Raw genomic sequence first — 13,971 nt, 5'->3', positions numbered from 1 at the left:
CACCCTAGCCGATCTTCTCACCAGGGGGAATAGTGATTTCCAGGGCTATGCTCCGGCCAGTTCCCGCAGTGCTTGGATGTGTGCCTCGAGTCGTCTGCTCCCGTTTTTGCTGATCGAGACCCAGGTGCGCGGGCGTTTGCCCACGTACCCTTTGTTCACCTCGACCATTCCGGCCTTCTCGAGTGCGGTGATGTGCCGGGAGAGCACGGAATCGGAGACGCCGAGACTGTCGCGCAGCAGTTTGAACTCGGCTCTGTCCCGATTCTTCAGGCTCGAGACGATGCCGAGCCTCGTGGGGTTGTTGAGCTCCGGTTCGAGGCGGGTCAGAGAGTCGCCGAGGTGGGGGATCGTTTCGTTCTCCTCCGCTGAGTCTGTGCCGTCTGCGCGATCGTCGGCGGAGTCTGTCATCGAGTTCTGTTTCGCAGTCATCGTCGGTCCCTCCTCAGCGGCGCAGGGCCAGCAGGGAGAAGACCGGGGCGGCGACCCACAGCAGTCCTGCGGCGATGAACGGGATCGGACCGCCGGCTGCGAACGAATCGGCCATGACGCCGGCGATGAAGGCGACGATGATGACGCCCAGCCATGTCAGCAGCAGGGCCGTGGAGCGGCGGCTCCAGGACAGGGCCTTGGCGAGGTAGACGACCAGGGCGGGAATGATCCAGCTCAGTCCGGCTCCGGCGATGATGAGCTGGGTGGTGTTGTCGTCGATGATGCCGATGGCCATGAGTCCGACGGAGAGTCCGGCAGAGAGGACGAAGAGCAGTGTGACCAGCGGCCACGCATCGCCGCTGCGCGCCTGGGACTGGTTCGCTTCGACCTGGTTGAGAAGATCTGCAGCCTGCTGTGGGGTGGGGTCGGCGTTCATGTCGGTTCCTCTGATTGGGGGTTGCTCTGTGGAAGTAATTCCACAGTACCAACTACTTTCCATATTAGAAAGTACTTTCACCTCAAACTTCCCCGTTGCTACCTGACGGCGGCCCAGCAACCCCGCGCGAGGTTGCTGGGCCGCCCTCAGGTAGCAATTAGGGGGTGGAGACTGCGACTGTGGCCGCGAGCTCTGTGGCCCGCTCCAAATGTTCCTCGGTGACTTCGCCGGTGACGATGAGGGGATCGAAAGCGAGCTTCCAGCCCAGGCCCGTCGTGATCTGCTTCATCGCAGTCTCGGCGCCGGTCGTGTCGTAGCCGCCGTGAATCCAATAGGAGAACGGTCTGCCGGCGGTCGGTTCGCGCACCGCGTCATAGGTGGTGTCGAAGAAGTGCTTGAGGGCACCGGAGATATAGCCGAAGTTCGCGGTCGTGCCGAGCACATAGGCATCGGCGGCGAGCACATCTTCGACGCTCGCCTCCAGGGCCGGACGGACGGTGACGTCGATGTCGCCGAGCTCGGGCATGCGCAGTCCGGATTCGGCCGCCTCTGCTATCTGTGCTGTGGCGGCGGACGGGGAATGATGGACGAGCAGAACCTTGACCATATTCCCACCTTAGACCTCGGCGAGCGCCCGGTCAGCCCCTTGCTGTCGCAGGCGCGCCCCGCCGGCGAGACTTAAGAGGGGCCAGATTGCGCATTCTCGACGCGAAAATGGCAATCTGGCCCCACCTAACTGGGCGACGGGGCGGGTCCGATGTCTACAGTGGAGCCATGGCAGTCATCTTCGACCCCCTGCGCGGACGTGTGCGTCCGGAAGCCAGCCACCCCGATGCCGCGATCATCGACGTCCTCACGAAGACCTATTCCGACGCGGACTGGGCGGTGCTCACCGGGGCGGGAATGAGCACGGACTCAGGCGTGCCCGACTACCGCGGACCGGATTCCCCGCCGCGGAATCCGATGACGATCCAGACTTTCCTCTCCCACCCCGATCAGCGCGCCAGGTACTGGGCACGATCGTGGATGGGCTGGCCGCGGATGCGCAGCACCCAACCGAACCAAGCCCACCTCGCCCTGGCCGAGCTGTCCTTGGCCGGAATCATCACCCAGAACGTCGATGGACTCCATCAGGCCGCCGCCGAGGCGGTCGCCGCCGACCGTGCGACAGAGGCCGGAGCGCCGGCGCCGAGTCCCGTCATCGACCTCCACGGCAGCCTCGACCGAGTGATCTGCCTGAGCAACGGACACCTGTTCGACCGCGACTGGGTACAGCGGAGACTGAGCGAACTCAACCCGGACTTCGCCGAGGCGGTCGGCATCGACCCCATCGACGTCGAAACCGCACCCGACGGCGACGTCGAACTCGAGGACACCGCCGGATTCGCAGTCCTCGACTGCCCCGAATGCGGTGGACTGCTCAAACCCGATGTCGTCTACTTCGGCGATTCCGTCCCGGCCGCCAGGGTCCAGGCAGCCAATCGGATCGCCGACGAGGCTGCCGGACTCGTGGTGCTCGGGTCCTCGCTGGCAGTGTTGTCGGGACTGCGGTTCGTTCGGGCCGCCGCGAAGGAAGGCAAACCCGTCGTCATCGTCACCGACGGGCCAACTCGCGGAGACGAATTCGCCGACTTCCGGTCGATCTCCCGCGTCGCCGACTTCGTCACTGCGTGGGCCGCCAGGTGAGGCGATCGGGCGGCGAGTGGGCCAGGCATCCAGGGGAGTCCAAGCCGGGAATGGAAGACTGAGGATCATGAGAGACAATCTGGCTCGCGCCGAACGACTGCGCCTTGTCGACACAGCCCGCCGCGCCGGGGACGACGCACCCACCCTGTGTGAAGGGTGGACGGTCAGGGACCTTGCCACCCACCTCGTCATCCGCGAACGTCATCCCCGCGCCGCCGCGGGCATCTTCATGCCGAAGTTCTCCGACCGCCTGCAGGCGAAGGAAGACGAGTACGCCGAGATGCCGTTCAGCCGGCTGCTCGGACTCGTCGCCGCACCGCCGAAGTGGACCCCGGGCGCCCTGCCGGGAGTCGAAACGCTGATGAACACGACAGAGTTCCTCGTCCACCACGAAGACATCCGCCGGGCCGCGATCGAATGGATTCCGCGTCAGCTGTCGCAAGCAGAGACCGCGACCGTGTGGGCACAGACGAAGGTGGCCCTCCTGCCCTACGCTGCGAAGGCGAAGGCGCCCGTGACGATCGAAGCTCCAGGCTTCGGTATCCGCACAGCTGGGAAGAAGGGCAGCGGTGAGGCCGCGACGATCACCGGGGCACCACTCGAGCTGCTTCTCTACCTCATGGGACGAGAGGACCATGCGCTCGTCGACGTGCGCTGAGTTTCGGGAAAACCCCATCCAGGTCGGGGGATTGGTCCCTGTCGGCGTCCGGTGAAGTCTTCCTAGGCTGGTGTCAACAGCCGTTACCAAGGAGGTCAGCACCATGAACGCAGCACCCACCCACTCCCGATCAGTTCGACCATCCCTCCGCGGGACAGTACGCTCACCCGTCCACCGGACTGTACGAAGCACCGCAGAGCTACCAGAGCCAAAACCGCTATAGCCAGCGTGCCGAGGAGGATCCGGGCAAGGTGCTCGGCATCATCGCGCTCGTGGCGACCCTGTCGACCTTCCTCGGATTCAACTTCATCGGACCCGTCATCGGCATCATCACCGGTCACATGGCGCGCAAGCGCTCACAGGAAGCCGGGTTCGGAGACAACGAGATGGGCAAGTGGGGCTTCATCTTGGGCCTCGTCTTCCTCGGTCTCCTCGTCCTCGGATGGGCACTCGGAATCTCCTTCGGCATCGTCGGCGGGCTGGCCAGCCTCATGGCCGGCTGACCGTAGCGAAGAGACAGCACCGAACGAAAGACGGCAGAGGGCCGACCCGCAGGGGTCGACCCTCTGCCGTTGTCAGAAGCCCGTGTCGGACGAATTCAGTATCCGACCCAGGCTCCGCGTTCCTGGTCGAGGACCCGCGGGTGCAGCAGCGTCGAGGCTTCGACCTTGCCCACAGCCGCGCGATCACGGTCCGGTGGGAACGTCGTCGAGGCGGCGAGCACCTCGGCGGTGGCGAATTTCAATCCGTCCGGAGCATCATCGGGCACGGACACCTCGGGACCCGCTCCGTCGAGATCGGCGAGGAAGTATCCCCAATCACCGAAGCTGGGGACATCGACGTGATACGGAGTCGTCGACAGTCCCGCCTCGGCGACGGCCTCACCGATGCCCCAATAGGCCTCGGGGGCGAAATAGGGGGAGCCAGCCTGGACGACGAGCCGCGCCTCCGGGGACATCACCTGGCGGATGAGCCCGTAGAACTCGATGCTGTAGAGCTTCGACGTCGCGACATCATCGGGATCGGGCAGATCGGCGATGACCGCGTCGTAGGCCGAATGCTTCGCCTCCCGCAGCCACGTGAAGGCATCGGCGGCGATCGTTCTCACCCGCGGATCGTCGAGGGAGTCGTCGTTGAACGCGGTGAAGTGCTCCGAGGTCTTCGCCAATGCGAGGACCGCCGGGTCGAGGTCGACGAGCGTGACGGACTCGACGTCGGGATACTTGAGGATCTCACGCACGGCCAGGCCATCACCGCCGCCGAGGACGAGGACGTTGCGGCGCGGACCGTTCAGCAGCGGATGGACAAGGCTTTCGTGGTACCGGTACTCATCGGCCGAGGCGAACTGCAGATCCCCGTTGAGGAACAGCCGCGTATCCCCGGTCCTCTTCGCCTCGGTGAGCACGATCTCCTGGTAGTCCGACCGCTGCGAATACACGATCGGATCCCGGTAGAGACGCTGCCGGGTGGTGACTTCGATGTCGTCGGTGTACACCCACACCACGGTGAGCCCGCCGAGGATGAGCACGAGCAGAGCCGCCAACGTCAGCTGCGCGGCGCGGCTGAGTTCAGAGCGGAAGAGCCAGAGGACGATGAGGATGCCCACCAGGGCATTCGTCATCCCCACCGCCAGCGCTCCGCGCGGCAGACCGAGCAGCGGCAGCAGGAGGAACGGGAAGGCGAGTCCCCCGATGAGCCCGCCCACATAGTCGGCGGCGAAGAGGTCGGCGACCGCGCTCGAGGCCTTCTGGGCGCGGATGCGTTGGACGAGCTCCATCAGCAGCGGGATCTCCGCGCCGATGAGCGCGCCGATGACGAACGCGAGGGCCACCATGGCCACCGTGTAGACGTCGGCGAACGCGAAGGCGAGGTAGAGCAGGATGACGGAGAGCCCGCCGATGATGCCCAGGGCCGCCTCGATGAGGGCGAAGGAGACCGCGGCGAACCCGGTCAGCCGTTTGGTCGCCAGCGACCCCACACCCATGGCGAAGACCATGACCGCCAGGACGATGGAGGCCTGGACGATGGTGTCGCCGAGCAGATAGGACCCCAAGGCCACGAGCGCGAGCTCGTAGACCATTCCGCAGCTCGCGCAGATGAACACGGCGAGCAGGACGAAGAATCGGGCCGGCCCCGGACGCATCGGCAAAGTGATGGGTCGGGCCGCCTCGGTGGCGGTGCCGGTCGGTGCGGTCCCGGCCGAGTAACGACCGGATTCGGCAGCGGTGCTCAAAGGAGGGCTGCGGCCATGATGCCCGCGATGCCCAGATGGGCGGTGGCGTTGACCCAGACCTCGGGATGCATCTGTGGGGAGTTGATGATGTCGCCGGTCTTGCCCGGAGTGAGCAGGCCGATGAGCACGAAGCTCACTCCCATGAGGATGATGCCAAGGACGCCGAAGACGAGAGTGGACAGGATGCCCGCGGCCAGGTCATCGGAGCTGGCGCGGATGGCCGCGATGACGATGATCGCGACTCCGGCCAGGTCGGAGGCGACGAGGACCGCGGCATTGCGCGACTTCTGCTCCCACAGGATGACGTGGAGCTTGCCCGGGGTGAGCAGATCGACGACGAAATAGCCGATGACCATGAGGAGGAGTCCGCAGCCCGCATAGGAGAGGACGACTCCGGTCTCGTAGATGAGGTAATTCAGGAGCATGTCTGCCTTTCGCTGTGCCTGATCGTGCCTATTTTCCGGTGCCCGGTCCGCCGCCGCGGAAGCCGGAGCCGTCGCCGTAGTTCGATCCGCCGCCGGTGAAGAACGGGAGGAAGAAGAAGCCGCCGCCTCCGGAGCGGGAGGAGTCGCAGCCGACGTAGTCATAGCTGCTGCCGTTCTTCTCGTAGTCGCCCTCGCCTGGGTTCGAGACGTATTGGCCGTCTGAGAGGTCGTAGTCGCCGCAGTTCGCCGACGATCCGGACGAACCGCAGCCTCGGAACATGTTGCCGATGACGATGAGGATGACGACGAAGAAGATGATCGTTCCGCAGCCGATGCGGCGCGGCTTCCGCCCCGATCCGCCGCCGGGCCGCTGCGGTCCGCTGGGACGCTGTGGGTCGGATGGACCGGAGTTTTCGCGGTCGAAATCGAAAGAGCCGCCGCCCAGCGAGACGTTCGGTCCCTGACTCATGCCGACCTCCTCAAATCGGAGCTGCTGTGCACGATCTCTCCATGCTGCGGGTAGCAGTGCCACGACTGCCAAGCGATCCGGTCGGGACCTGCTGCGGTCAGCGACAGTGCCGTCAGAGCGCCGGGCTGTCCGGGGAACGCGACCGAGAGGTGGTCGTCTGCGGTGAGGGCACGGTCGGCACCGGCGGCGAGCACCTCGGCGGCGGCTGTCGGGAAGTCCCCGGACACGTGGGTGCGGGTCGCGGTGATTAGGTGTTCGGTGAAGCCGGCCCACCGACCGTGGCGGACCTCTTCGCGGTCCCACTGCGGTCGTTTCGGAGGCGAATCGTTCCCATCCTCGCCGAGGCAGGCGAAGGTCTCGATGAACACATCGGTGGGCCCGACGCTCAGGATCGCCTGGTGGGAGGAGCCGATGACGGTCAGTGTCAGGGCCAACGCGGGCGTCGCCTCGGCGAGGGTGGGCTCTGTGTCAGCGATCTTTGTGTCAGTGGGTGCGGCTACGGTGGGCACATCGATGCGGCGGGCAGCCAGCGGGGCGATTCGGTCGTGGTCGAGGCTCAGCCGCAGCGCCTCGGCACTGGTGTCGGTGAAGGGGACGTCGAGTGGGCGGGGGAGGGTGAGCATCAGCTGCCGGAGTAGATGGTGAAGGAACCGGTCGGGATGCTCTCTCCCGTGCTCACTTCCCAGCGTCCGTGGTCGAAGCGTTCGAAGGCGAGCAGGCGGCCGTCGCCGGATTCGTAGTCGACATAGTCGACCCCGCCCTTCTCGTTCAGTCCCGTCGTGCCTTCGGACCGGTAGGAGGCGGTGCCGTGCTCGACGAGATCGTAGTCGGTGCCGTCGATGGTGATGGTCCGGGCCTTCGGTTCGATGTCGAGATCGGGCCGGTCGCGCCAGCGCGCGACCTGCACGTCGGGGTCGCGTTCGACGCTCAGCCACATGCGGGTCGCCGAGGCGTCGGCCTGGAAGAAGTGCTCGGCCCAGTCGTAGCCGCCTTCGGAGATGCGCAGGGTGCCGCGGACGAAGAACTTCTCGTTGCCGAATTCGAGGAGATCGCCGGCCTTGATGGTCTCGGGATCACCGCCGGTATTCTGGTCGGCTGCGAAGGGATCGCGCGGGGCGGGCGGCTGCTGTGTCTGCTCCGGCTTGCGGGCCTTGTTGGCACGGGAGCGGATGACGAGCACGGTCACGAGGACGACGATGATGAAGACGAGGACGGCGATGAGGAGTTCTGTGGGCACGGCGGTCTGCTTCGATTCGATGGCCGGACGGGTCACCGCCCACTCTAGTCGACCGGAATGTTACGTACGGCTGTGATCGGACTTCTTCTCCAGCGCGGTCATCGTGTCGGCGATGACGAACCCGAGGTCGCGGTTGAGTGCGAGCATCGGTTCGTTGTCCGTCGCCGTGTACGTCTGCACCCATTCCGCCGAGGCGGTCGCGTCGACCGCAGGCAGCTGGCGCAGGTTCGCGACCTTGAGGGCCCGACCGATCCCGCGGCCCCGATAGGCGCGGTCGACGAGGGTGTCCTCCTGAATGACGATCTGCGGATCGTGCGACGAGACCATGATCTCCGTGTAGCCGACGGCGAGGTCGCCCACATGCGCCATCGAGCTGACCAAGGTCCAGCCCTGCTCAGCCATCCGCTCCTCATGGCTGCGGATCGCCGCAGTGCTGGCATGGGTGGCGGCACGGGTGAGTTCTCCGACAGGCACGTCCTCATCCATCTGCTCCCGCAGCTGCGTCCAGGACTCCAGGACCTCCTCGGGGCAGGCCCCGATCCACGAGGTGACCGAGAAGTCCGGATCCTGCCTGATCACGGGGACAACCGTCGACGCCCCCGAATCCTTGTACCGATTCGCATCGGCCTCCAGGTAGGCGGGCAGGTCGAGCAGCAGCCGGTGCTCTGCGTTGCCGACGCTCATTCCATGCGCCTGCGCGAAAGCGACCCCGGCCGGGCAGTAGGTCTCGGTCTGCACGATCGCCGAGGACTCCTCACCGCCATCGAGGAACTGTGCGGCCGCCTCGGCGAGGGCCGTGCCGAAACCCCGACGACGGTGATCGGGGAGGACACCGAGTTCGATATCGGTCGGTGTGTCGGGGGAGAGGCTGATCTCGACGCCGCCGACGATCTCCTTACCGAGGCGGCCCACCAGGGCGATGTCCTGCCCTCCCGGGCGCGGGTGGGCGAATTGGGTCAGCGTCGTCTCGGCGCTGCGCCACCAGGCGGCGGTGCGGCCCTCGGTGTAGGCGGTGCGCATGACGTCGTTCCATGTCAGCAGCGCAGACTCATCGCCGGCCGCGATGCGCGTGATCTGAATCTCAGACATAGTGAAAGTCGATCACGGCGGGGACCGGTTTTCAAGGATGCCGGTGACCGTCATCAGCGCTGTCGGGGCCGTCGGGGTCATCTGCTCCGGTTCGGTTCGCAGCGGATCCGCGGTCGGGCGGGTCGGTGGGGGCCGCCTCGGCGTGGGGGTCGTGTTTGGGCAGGCGGGAGCCGATGTGCGCACCCGGTTTCGTCATCACCCGATAGACGAGCCAGGCGCCGATGCTGAAGACGACGATGATGCAGACGGTGAGGAAGATGACAGCGCCGAGTCCGGTCTCCATCATTTCGCCAATCGACGGCGGTCGAAGTAGTTCGCGAAACGGGCCTTGAAGGAGCCCATTCCGATCGATCCGCCCACGCGCACGAGAGGTCGGCGGCCGGTCGGAATGGCGTCGACCACGGATTTCACGCTTCCCCAGGACTTCGAGAGCTGGTCGACGTTGACCGCCCAGTCGTCTGGGATGACGACGGTGACCGAGCCCATACCGGCGACGACCTCGATCTCGATGACCTGCAGGTCCGTGTCGACCTCGAGGAAGTTCAGTTCGATGTTCGACATCGAGGGCTCGCAGCGGATGTACGGCGGGACAGCCCATCGGGCGCGGCGGACCTCGGACTCCCAGCCGGCCCTGATGACTAGCGGATCGAAGCGGTCGTGGCCCTGGACCGCCTGCGCGCGGCCGGCGGCGGGAGTGATCGCCGAGGTGGGACGGAAGCGATCGTAGGGCAGCTCGGTGGTGAGGTCGGCGAGCACCTCGTCGAGGTCGATGGGAAACTTCGCAGCCTGGACCTTCTCCATCCGCTCGTCGAGCTCGTCGACCGTGATCCGACCGTCTCCGGCGGCTTCGCGGAGCAGCTCGATCGCCTCGTCGCGTTCCTTGTGGCCGATGCGGAAGGTCTTCGCGGGGTCGTTCTCGCCGGGTAAGGGGGTGGCTGAGCTCATGATCTCTATCGTGCCTGATCGGGAGGTCAGCGACAACGGCGGGGAGTCGGGGAACCGTGTCTCGTGTCAGCCGTTGGCATTAGGCTAGGGGACGTGTCCACCGCACTGTACAGAAGATACCGCCCAGAGACCTTCGACGAGGTCATCGGTCAAGAGCATGTGACCGATCCGCTGAAGGCCGCCATCGAACGTGGCCGCATCAACCATGCCTACCTCTTCTCCGGCCCGCGCGGGTGCGGCAAGACCACCTCGGCGCGGATCCTGGCCCGGTGTCTCAACTGCGAGCAGGGACCGACCCCGGTGCCGTGTGGGGAATGCCCGAGCTGTCGGGATCTGGCCAACGGCGGACCCGGCTCGCTCGATGTCGTCGAGATCGACGCGGCCAGCCACAACGGCGTCGATGATGCCCGTGACCTGCGAGAACGTGCCATCTATGCGCCCGCGCGCGATCGGTACAAGGTGTTCATCCTCGATGAGGCGCACATGGTCACCTCGCAGGGCTTCAACGCTCTGCTCAAAATCGTCGAAGAGCCGCCGCCGCATATCAAGTTCATCTTCGCCACGACCGAACCCGAGAAGGTCATCGGCACGATCCGGTCGCGGACCCACCACTATCCCTTCAGACTGGTGCCACCGGAGGCCCTGGGCAACTACCTCGAAGAGCTGTGCGCTCGTGAGAGTGTGCAGGTGGCCAAGGGCGTGCTGCCGCTGGTCGTGCGGGCCGGCGGGGGATCGGTGCGTGACACGCTGTCGGTCCTCGACCAGCTCATCGCGGGGGCTGGGCCCGATGGAGTCGACTACGGCAGGGCCGTCGCGCTGCTCGGATACACTCCGGATTCGCTGTTGTCCGACATCGTCGATGCGTTCTCGGCCGGTGACGGGGCCGGAGTGTACCGCGCGGTGGAGCGGGTCATCGAATCCGGTCAGGACCCGAGGCGCTTCGTCGAAGATCTGCTCGAGCGCTTCCGGGATCTCATCGTCATCAATGCCGCCCCCGAGGCGGCCCATGCCTTCCTGCCCGAAGTGCCGCCGGACCGCCTGGAGAGGCTGACCCTGCAGGCCAATGGTTTCGGACAAGGTGAACTCTCCCGCGCCGCAGACCTGCTGAATGTGGGACTGACGGAGATGTCGGGTGCCACCTCGCCGAGGCTGCAGCTCGAACTCATCTGTGCCCGCATTCTGCTGCCCGGTTCCGGCCGCAGCCGAGACGCTGTGCTCAGCCGTATGGAGCGGATGGAACGTCGCATCGGCATGTCTGCCACCGGCGTGGCCGCAAACATGCCGCCGGCGCAGGCCGTCCCGGACCAGGGTGCGGCGCAGGCCCCTATGCAAGGGCAGGCGCCTGCCGCCGAACAGGGACAGTCGGGCGGTCGACCGCCGGCAGGTGATGCGTCGCCGGGCCGCGGAGCCGGAGCACCGGCTGCGAACACGCCCTCCGGACAGCCCCAGAGCTCAGCTCACGACGACTTCGAGGACATCGCGGCCATGGCCGCGGCCGCCGAGTCGATGCTCAACGAACCGGTGGCGCAGCCAGGGCAGCAGCCTGAGCAGGGGCAGCAGCGTCAATCTGACCGGCAAGGGTCGCAGGGGCAGGCCGAGCAGCGAGATCAGTCGGATCAGCAGGCTCAGTCGTCTCAGCACGATGGCCAGACCGAGCCGGAGCAGGCATCGCCGTCCGGACCTCAATCTCAGACCGCGCACGCGGGTCCGCAGGGGCAGTCTGCTGAGAACCCTCGGAACGCAGAAAGGGGCCGGCCAGCGCAGGAACAGCAGCCGTCTCCCGATTCGTCGCTCGAGCCTTCGGCCGAAGCGTCGGGTGCGCCGCAGAATGAGTCGCAATCTGTGCCGGACAACCAGCAGAGACAGGACTCTGTCGGTGCCTCCGCACACAGCTCTGCACCGGACTCCGCGCCGGCGAACCAGCCTCAGCGCCAGTCGGCTCCCGCGTCTGCGGCACCAGCCGGACCTGGCGATGGCTCACGACAGTCCGAGCAGGCAGCGGCACCGGAAGCGACATCGGTGGCGGGAACCGGCGACATCGGCGGTGAGATCGAAGCGATCCGCCGCGCATGGCCGAGCATCCTCGCCTCGGTGGAGAAGCGCAGCCGACTGACGCGGGCGATCATCGCGGCCAATGCGATCCCGCAGTCGTTCTCCGACGGGGTCGTCTACCTCGGCTTCAACAACGCCGGATCCGTGCAGGGATTCCAGCAGCGTGACCATGCGGCCAAACTCGCAGCGGCGATCAACGATGTCCTCGGCATCCAGGCTCGTATCGACGTCGGTGATGTCGGTCGGATCGGCGGAGGAACTGCCGGCGGAGGCAGCCAGGGTAAAGGATCATCGGCTCCGCGCATGAATGACTCCGGCGGCAATCACGGACCGGCGCCGAGCCAGCGCCGCCCGAGCCCGCAGGAAGTCGCCGCGGTCGTCGGCACCCGTGAGGTCGACAAGCCGCAGGTCGACCATGAGAAGTTCTGGGAACCGAGCGGTCCGACACAGGGCCCGTGGTCCTCCGACGACGAGGAGGGGGAACAGCCGGGCCCACCGACTGAATCCACGACAGCAAGCAGCCCCGTCAACTCTGCCGAATCGCCCGACGAGCGATCGGCCGGTGCCGAGCAGCCCGACAGCGAGGCCGCGGACGGCTACCGGCAGCAGGATGATGTGGACCCCGCCGGAGAATCGGAGACCCCGACTGGCTCGGAAGACGACTCCTCGGCCGCTGAGACTCCCGATTCGGGCTCATCCGCAGACTTCTCCGGGTCGAGTGTCTCCGAACCTAACGGCTCTGTACCGGACGTGCCGGACGTCGTCGTCCCCGACCTCTCCGACGATGACTTCTTCGGCTCACCGGCCGACACCAACACCGCACCGACCGACGACTTCGACCAGCCTGATCGTTCCCACCAGCAGGAATCGACATCAGTGACGTCGACCGGCTTCGGGGACGATTCGCCGATGGAGTATGTCGAACCGCGCTGGGAGGAACCGAATTGGAATGACGGTCCCTCACCGATCGACCCTTCGCCGGTCGATGCCGCATCGCCAGGCACGGCTTCGGCCGACGTCGACGAGACGAGCGCCGGCAGCGGAGCTGTCGACGTCGGGGCCGTCGTCGTTCCGCCGCCCGATGACGATCTCGACTATCCCGATCTCGGCGACACCTCGAGCGACTTCGGGGGAGGCAGCCAGTCGGCACCTGCCGTGCAGTCGCCGCCACCGGCCCATGGGGGAGAGGCGAAACCATTCAAATCGCGCTTCGCCGCCCTGGCCGAGAAGCACGGTGTCACCACCACTCCGCCTGCCGGACCCGGATACGGGTCTGCACGGCAGACCAACCCGGCTGGCGGGACAGCACCGGGGTCCGCCTCGGCGCCGGAATCGAACCCCTACCCGCAGCGGTCGGGATCGGACGAAGACGAGTATGATCCGGAAACGGACCTCGACGTCTCCGAAGCGCCGCAGATGGGCGTCGATGTGATCGCACGGGTCCTCGGCGGCGAAATCATTGACGAAAGAGAAGTATGAGCGCTGTATACGAAGGTGCCCTTCAGGACTTGGTCGAAGAGTTCGGCAAGCTTCCGGGCATCGGGCCGAAATCGGCCCAGCGTCTGGCGTTCCACATCCTGCAGACGGACTCGCAGGACGTCAATGCGCTGGCCCAGGCGCTCACCGACGTGAAGAAACGAGTACGGTTCTGCGAGATCTGCGGAAACGTCTCCGAGGAAGCCGAATGCACGGTCTGTCAGGACCCGCGCCGCGATCGGTCGATGATCTGTGTGGTCGAAGAGCCCAAGGACGTCGTCGCGATCGAACGGACCAGGGAATACCGGGGGCTCTACCACGTCCTCGGCGGAGCCATCGACCCGATGGCCGGGGTCGGACCCGACAATCTGCGGATCAAAGAGCTCATGACCCGCCTGCAGGACGGTGAGGTCAAGGAGACCGTCATCGCCACCGACCCGAACCTCGAAGGCGAAGCCACCGCCACCTACCTCGTCCGCCTACTCGGATCGCTCGGTGTGACCGTCACCCGCCTGGCCTCGGGGCTGCCGGTCGGCGGCGACCTCGAATACGCCGACGAAGTCACCCTCGGTCGGGCATTCTCCGGTCGTCGTGAAATCGACTGAGCGCCTCGGCGGGAAGACTCTCGGCTTCACGGATCTTCCGCACCTGCTCGAGTGACTCGCCGAGCTCAAACGTCCCCGTTCATCCAGCTCGGACGTCCCGTTTATAACGATTTCTGAGCAGGGGCTGAACGCCCGGTGACCAACCGCCGTCTCGCCTTTGTGCACAGTCAACGCTCGGGTCTGCACGTGCGGACATTCGGCCCGGTCAGGCAGTGTCTGAATGACGGGCGA

At 66.1% G+C, this 13,971-nt stretch carries 16 protein-coding genes; 5 read left to right on the top strand and 11 right to left on the bottom strand.

Annotated features, from left to right (window positions below; translation table 11 throughout):
• Window positions 1-45: 45 nt before the first annotated feature.
• The 3 genes from HK353_RS11175 to HK353_RS11165 all read right to left on the bottom strand — a co-directional run bounded on the left by HK353_RS11175 (window position 46) and on the right by HK353_RS11165 (window position 1,472).
• Complete coding sequence (locus tag HK353_RS11175; RefSeq protein ID WP_245395959.1) at window positions 46-429, bottom strand: winged helix-turn-helix domain-containing protein; 384 nt, start codon at window positions 427-429, stop codon at window positions 46-48.
• 13 nt (window positions 430-442) lie between these two features.
• Complete coding sequence (locus tag HK353_RS11170; RefSeq protein ID WP_173156149.1) at window positions 443-865, bottom strand: hypothetical protein; 423 nt, start codon at window positions 863-865, stop codon at window positions 443-445.
• 157 nt (window positions 866-1,022) lie between these two features.
• Window positions 1,023-1,472 (bottom strand): flavodoxin family protein, encoded by a 450-nt coding sequence (locus tag HK353_RS11165; RefSeq protein WP_173156147.1) that lies wholly within the window; start codon window positions 1,470-1,472, stop codon window positions 1,023-1,025.
• Between the two features lie 167 nt (window positions 1,473-1,639).
• Here HK353_RS11165 and HK353_RS11160 point away from each other — a divergent pair, with 167 nt between their 5' ends.
• From HK353_RS11160 to HK353_RS11150, 3 genes are all read left to right on the top strand, one after another.
• On the top strand, window positions 1,640-2,551 hold the full coding sequence (locus tag HK353_RS11160; protein WP_173156145.1) for a Sir2 family NAD-dependent protein deacetylase: 912 nt from the start codon (window positions 1,640-1,642) through the stop codon (window positions 2,549-2,551).
• Window positions 2,552-2,618: 67 nt separating this feature from the next.
• Window positions 2,619-3,209, top strand: a complete 591-nt coding sequence (locus HK353_RS11155) for a TIGR03085 family metal-binding protein (RefSeq protein ID WP_173156143.1) — start codon at window positions 2,619-2,621, stop codon at window positions 3,207-3,209.
• 251 nt (window positions 3,210-3,460) lie between these two features.
• Window positions 3,461-3,712: a DUF4190 domain-containing protein gene (locus tag HK353_RS11150; protein ID WP_173156141.1), complete on the top strand. Its 252-nt coding sequence runs from the start codon at window positions 3,461-3,463 to the stop codon at window positions 3,710-3,712.
• Between the two features lie 95 nt (window positions 3,713-3,807).
• Here HK353_RS11150 and HK353_RS11145 read toward each other — a convergent pair whose 3' ends face one another.
• Genes HK353_RS11145 through HK353_RS11110 form a run of 8 tightly spaced genes read right to left on the bottom strand, consistent with a single transcriptional unit; the run spans window position 3,808 to window position 9,607 of the window.
• Complete coding sequence (locus HK353_RS11145; RefSeq protein WP_245395958.1) at window positions 3,808-5,442, bottom strand: polyamine aminopropyltransferase; 1,635 nt, start codon at window positions 5,440-5,442, stop codon at window positions 3,808-3,810.
• A complete protein-coding gene (locus HK353_RS11140; RefSeq protein WP_173156139.1) occupies window positions 5,439-5,867 on the bottom strand; it encodes a DUF350 domain-containing protein in 429 nt (142 codons plus the stop codon). Before HK353_RS11140 ends, HK353_RS11145 begins: the two co-directional genes overlap by 4 nt.
• 28 nt (window positions 5,868-5,895) lie before the next feature.
• Window positions 5,896-6,336: a hypothetical protein gene (locus HK353_RS11135; protein WP_217278426.1), complete on the bottom strand. Its 441-nt coding sequence runs from the start codon at window positions 6,334-6,336 to the stop codon at window positions 5,896-5,898.
• Window positions 6,333-6,959, bottom strand: a complete 627-nt coding sequence (locus tag HK353_RS11130) for a DUF2617 family protein (RefSeq protein ID WP_173156137.1) — start codon at window positions 6,957-6,959, stop codon at window positions 6,333-6,335. Before HK353_RS11130 ends, HK353_RS11135 begins: the two co-directional genes overlap by 4 nt.
• Entirely contained in the window at window positions 6,959-7,609 is a 651-nt protein-coding gene (locus HK353_RS17125; protein WP_342589899.1) for a DUF4178 domain-containing protein, read from the bottom strand. The genes HK353_RS11130 and HK353_RS17125 overlap by 1 nt, the downstream gene beginning before the upstream one ends.
• Window positions 7,610-7,633: 24 nt before the next feature.
• On the bottom strand, window positions 7,634-8,662 hold the full coding sequence (locus HK353_RS11120) for a GNAT family N-acetyltransferase (protein WP_173156135.1): 1,029 nt from the start codon (window positions 8,660-8,662) through the stop codon (window positions 7,634-7,636).
• Between the two features lie 31 nt (window positions 8,663-8,693).
• Complete coding sequence (locus HK353_RS11115) at window positions 8,694-8,948, bottom strand: hypothetical protein (RefSeq protein ID WP_173156133.1); 255 nt, start codon at window positions 8,946-8,948, stop codon at window positions 8,694-8,696.
• Window positions 8,945-9,607 carry a DUF1707 SHOCT-like domain-containing protein gene (locus HK353_RS11110; RefSeq protein ID WP_173156131.1) on the bottom strand — a complete coding sequence of 221 codons (663 nt, stop codon included), beginning with the start codon at window positions 9,605-9,607 and terminating at the stop codon, window positions 8,945-8,947. Before HK353_RS11110 ends, HK353_RS11115 begins: the two co-directional genes overlap by 4 nt.
• Before the next feature lie 93 nt (window positions 9,608-9,700).
• On the opposite strand from HK353_RS11110, the gene HK353_RS11105 reads away from it, so the two are divergent.
• Together HK353_RS11105 and recR are read left to right on the top strand one after the other, a co-directional pair.
• Window positions 9,701-13,138: a DNA polymerase III subunit gamma and tau gene (locus HK353_RS11105; protein WP_173156129.1), complete on the top strand. Its 3,438-nt coding sequence runs from the start codon at window positions 9,701-9,703 to the stop codon at window positions 13,136-13,138.
• Window positions 13,135-13,740 carry a recombination mediator RecR gene (gene recR, locus HK353_RS11100; RefSeq protein ID WP_025780860.1) on the top strand — a complete coding sequence of 202 codons (606 nt, stop codon included), beginning with the start codon at window positions 13,135-13,137 and terminating at the stop codon, window positions 13,738-13,740. The genes HK353_RS11105 and recR overlap by 4 nt, the downstream gene beginning before the upstream one ends.
• The last annotated feature ends 231 nt before the right edge of the window (window positions 13,741-13,971 follow it).

The organism is Brevibacterium permense (genome assembly GCF_013280495.1).
Classification (GTDB): domain Bacteria; phylum Actinomycetota; class Actinomycetes; order Actinomycetales; family Brevibacteriaceae; genus Brevibacterium; species Brevibacterium permense.
The sequence above is the reverse complement of the archived record's forward strand: the minus strand, read 5'-3'. Positions and strand labels throughout refer to the sequence as shown.

Bases quoted from the DNA above. Each gene is read 5' to 3' on its own strand.
- recR (WP_025780860.1), top strand. From the start codon at position 13,135: ATGAGCGCTGTATACGAAGGTGCCCTTCAGGACTTGGTCGAAGAGTTC.
- HK353_RS11110 (WP_173156131.1), bottom strand. From the start codon at position 9,607: ATGAGCTCAGCCACCCCCTTACCCGGCGAGAACGACCCCGCGAAGACC.
- HK353_RS11135 (WP_217278426.1), bottom strand. From the start codon at position 6,336: ATGAGTCAGGGACCGAACGTCTCGCTGGGCGGCGGCTCTTTCGATTTC.
- HK353_RS11165 (WP_173156147.1), bottom strand. From the start codon at position 1,472: ATGGTCAAGGTTCTGCTCGTCCATCATTCCCCGTCCGCCGCCACAGCA.
- HK353_RS11155 (WP_173156143.1), top strand. From the start codon at position 2,619: ATGAGAGACAATCTGGCTCGCGCCGAACGACTGCGCCTTGTCGACACA.
- HK353_RS11170 (WP_173156149.1), bottom strand. From the start codon at position 865: ATGAACGCCGACCCCACCCCACAGCAGGCTGCAGATCTTCTCAACCAG.
- HK353_RS11140 (WP_173156139.1), bottom strand. From the start codon at position 5,867: ATGCTCCTGAATTACCTCATCTACGAGACCGGAGTCGTCCTCTCCTAT.
- HK353_RS11160 (WP_173156145.1), top strand. From the start codon at position 1,640: ATGGCAGTCATCTTCGACCCCCTGCGCGGACGTGTGCGTCCGGAAGCC.
- HK353_RS11115 (WP_173156133.1), bottom strand. From the start codon at position 8,948: ATGATGGAGACCGGACTCGGCGCTGTCATCTTCCTCACCGTCTGCATC.
- HK353_RS11120 (WP_173156135.1), bottom strand. From the start codon at position 8,662: ATGTCTGAGATTCAGATCACGCGCATCGCGGCCGGCGATGAGTCTGCG.
- HK353_RS11130 (WP_173156137.1), bottom strand. From the start codon at position 6,959: ATGCTCACCCTCCCCCGCCCACTCGACGTCCCCTTCACCGACACCAGT.
- HK353_RS11175 (WP_245395959.1), bottom strand. From the start codon at position 429: ATGACTGCGAAACAGAACTCGATGACAGACTCCGCCGACGATCGCGCA.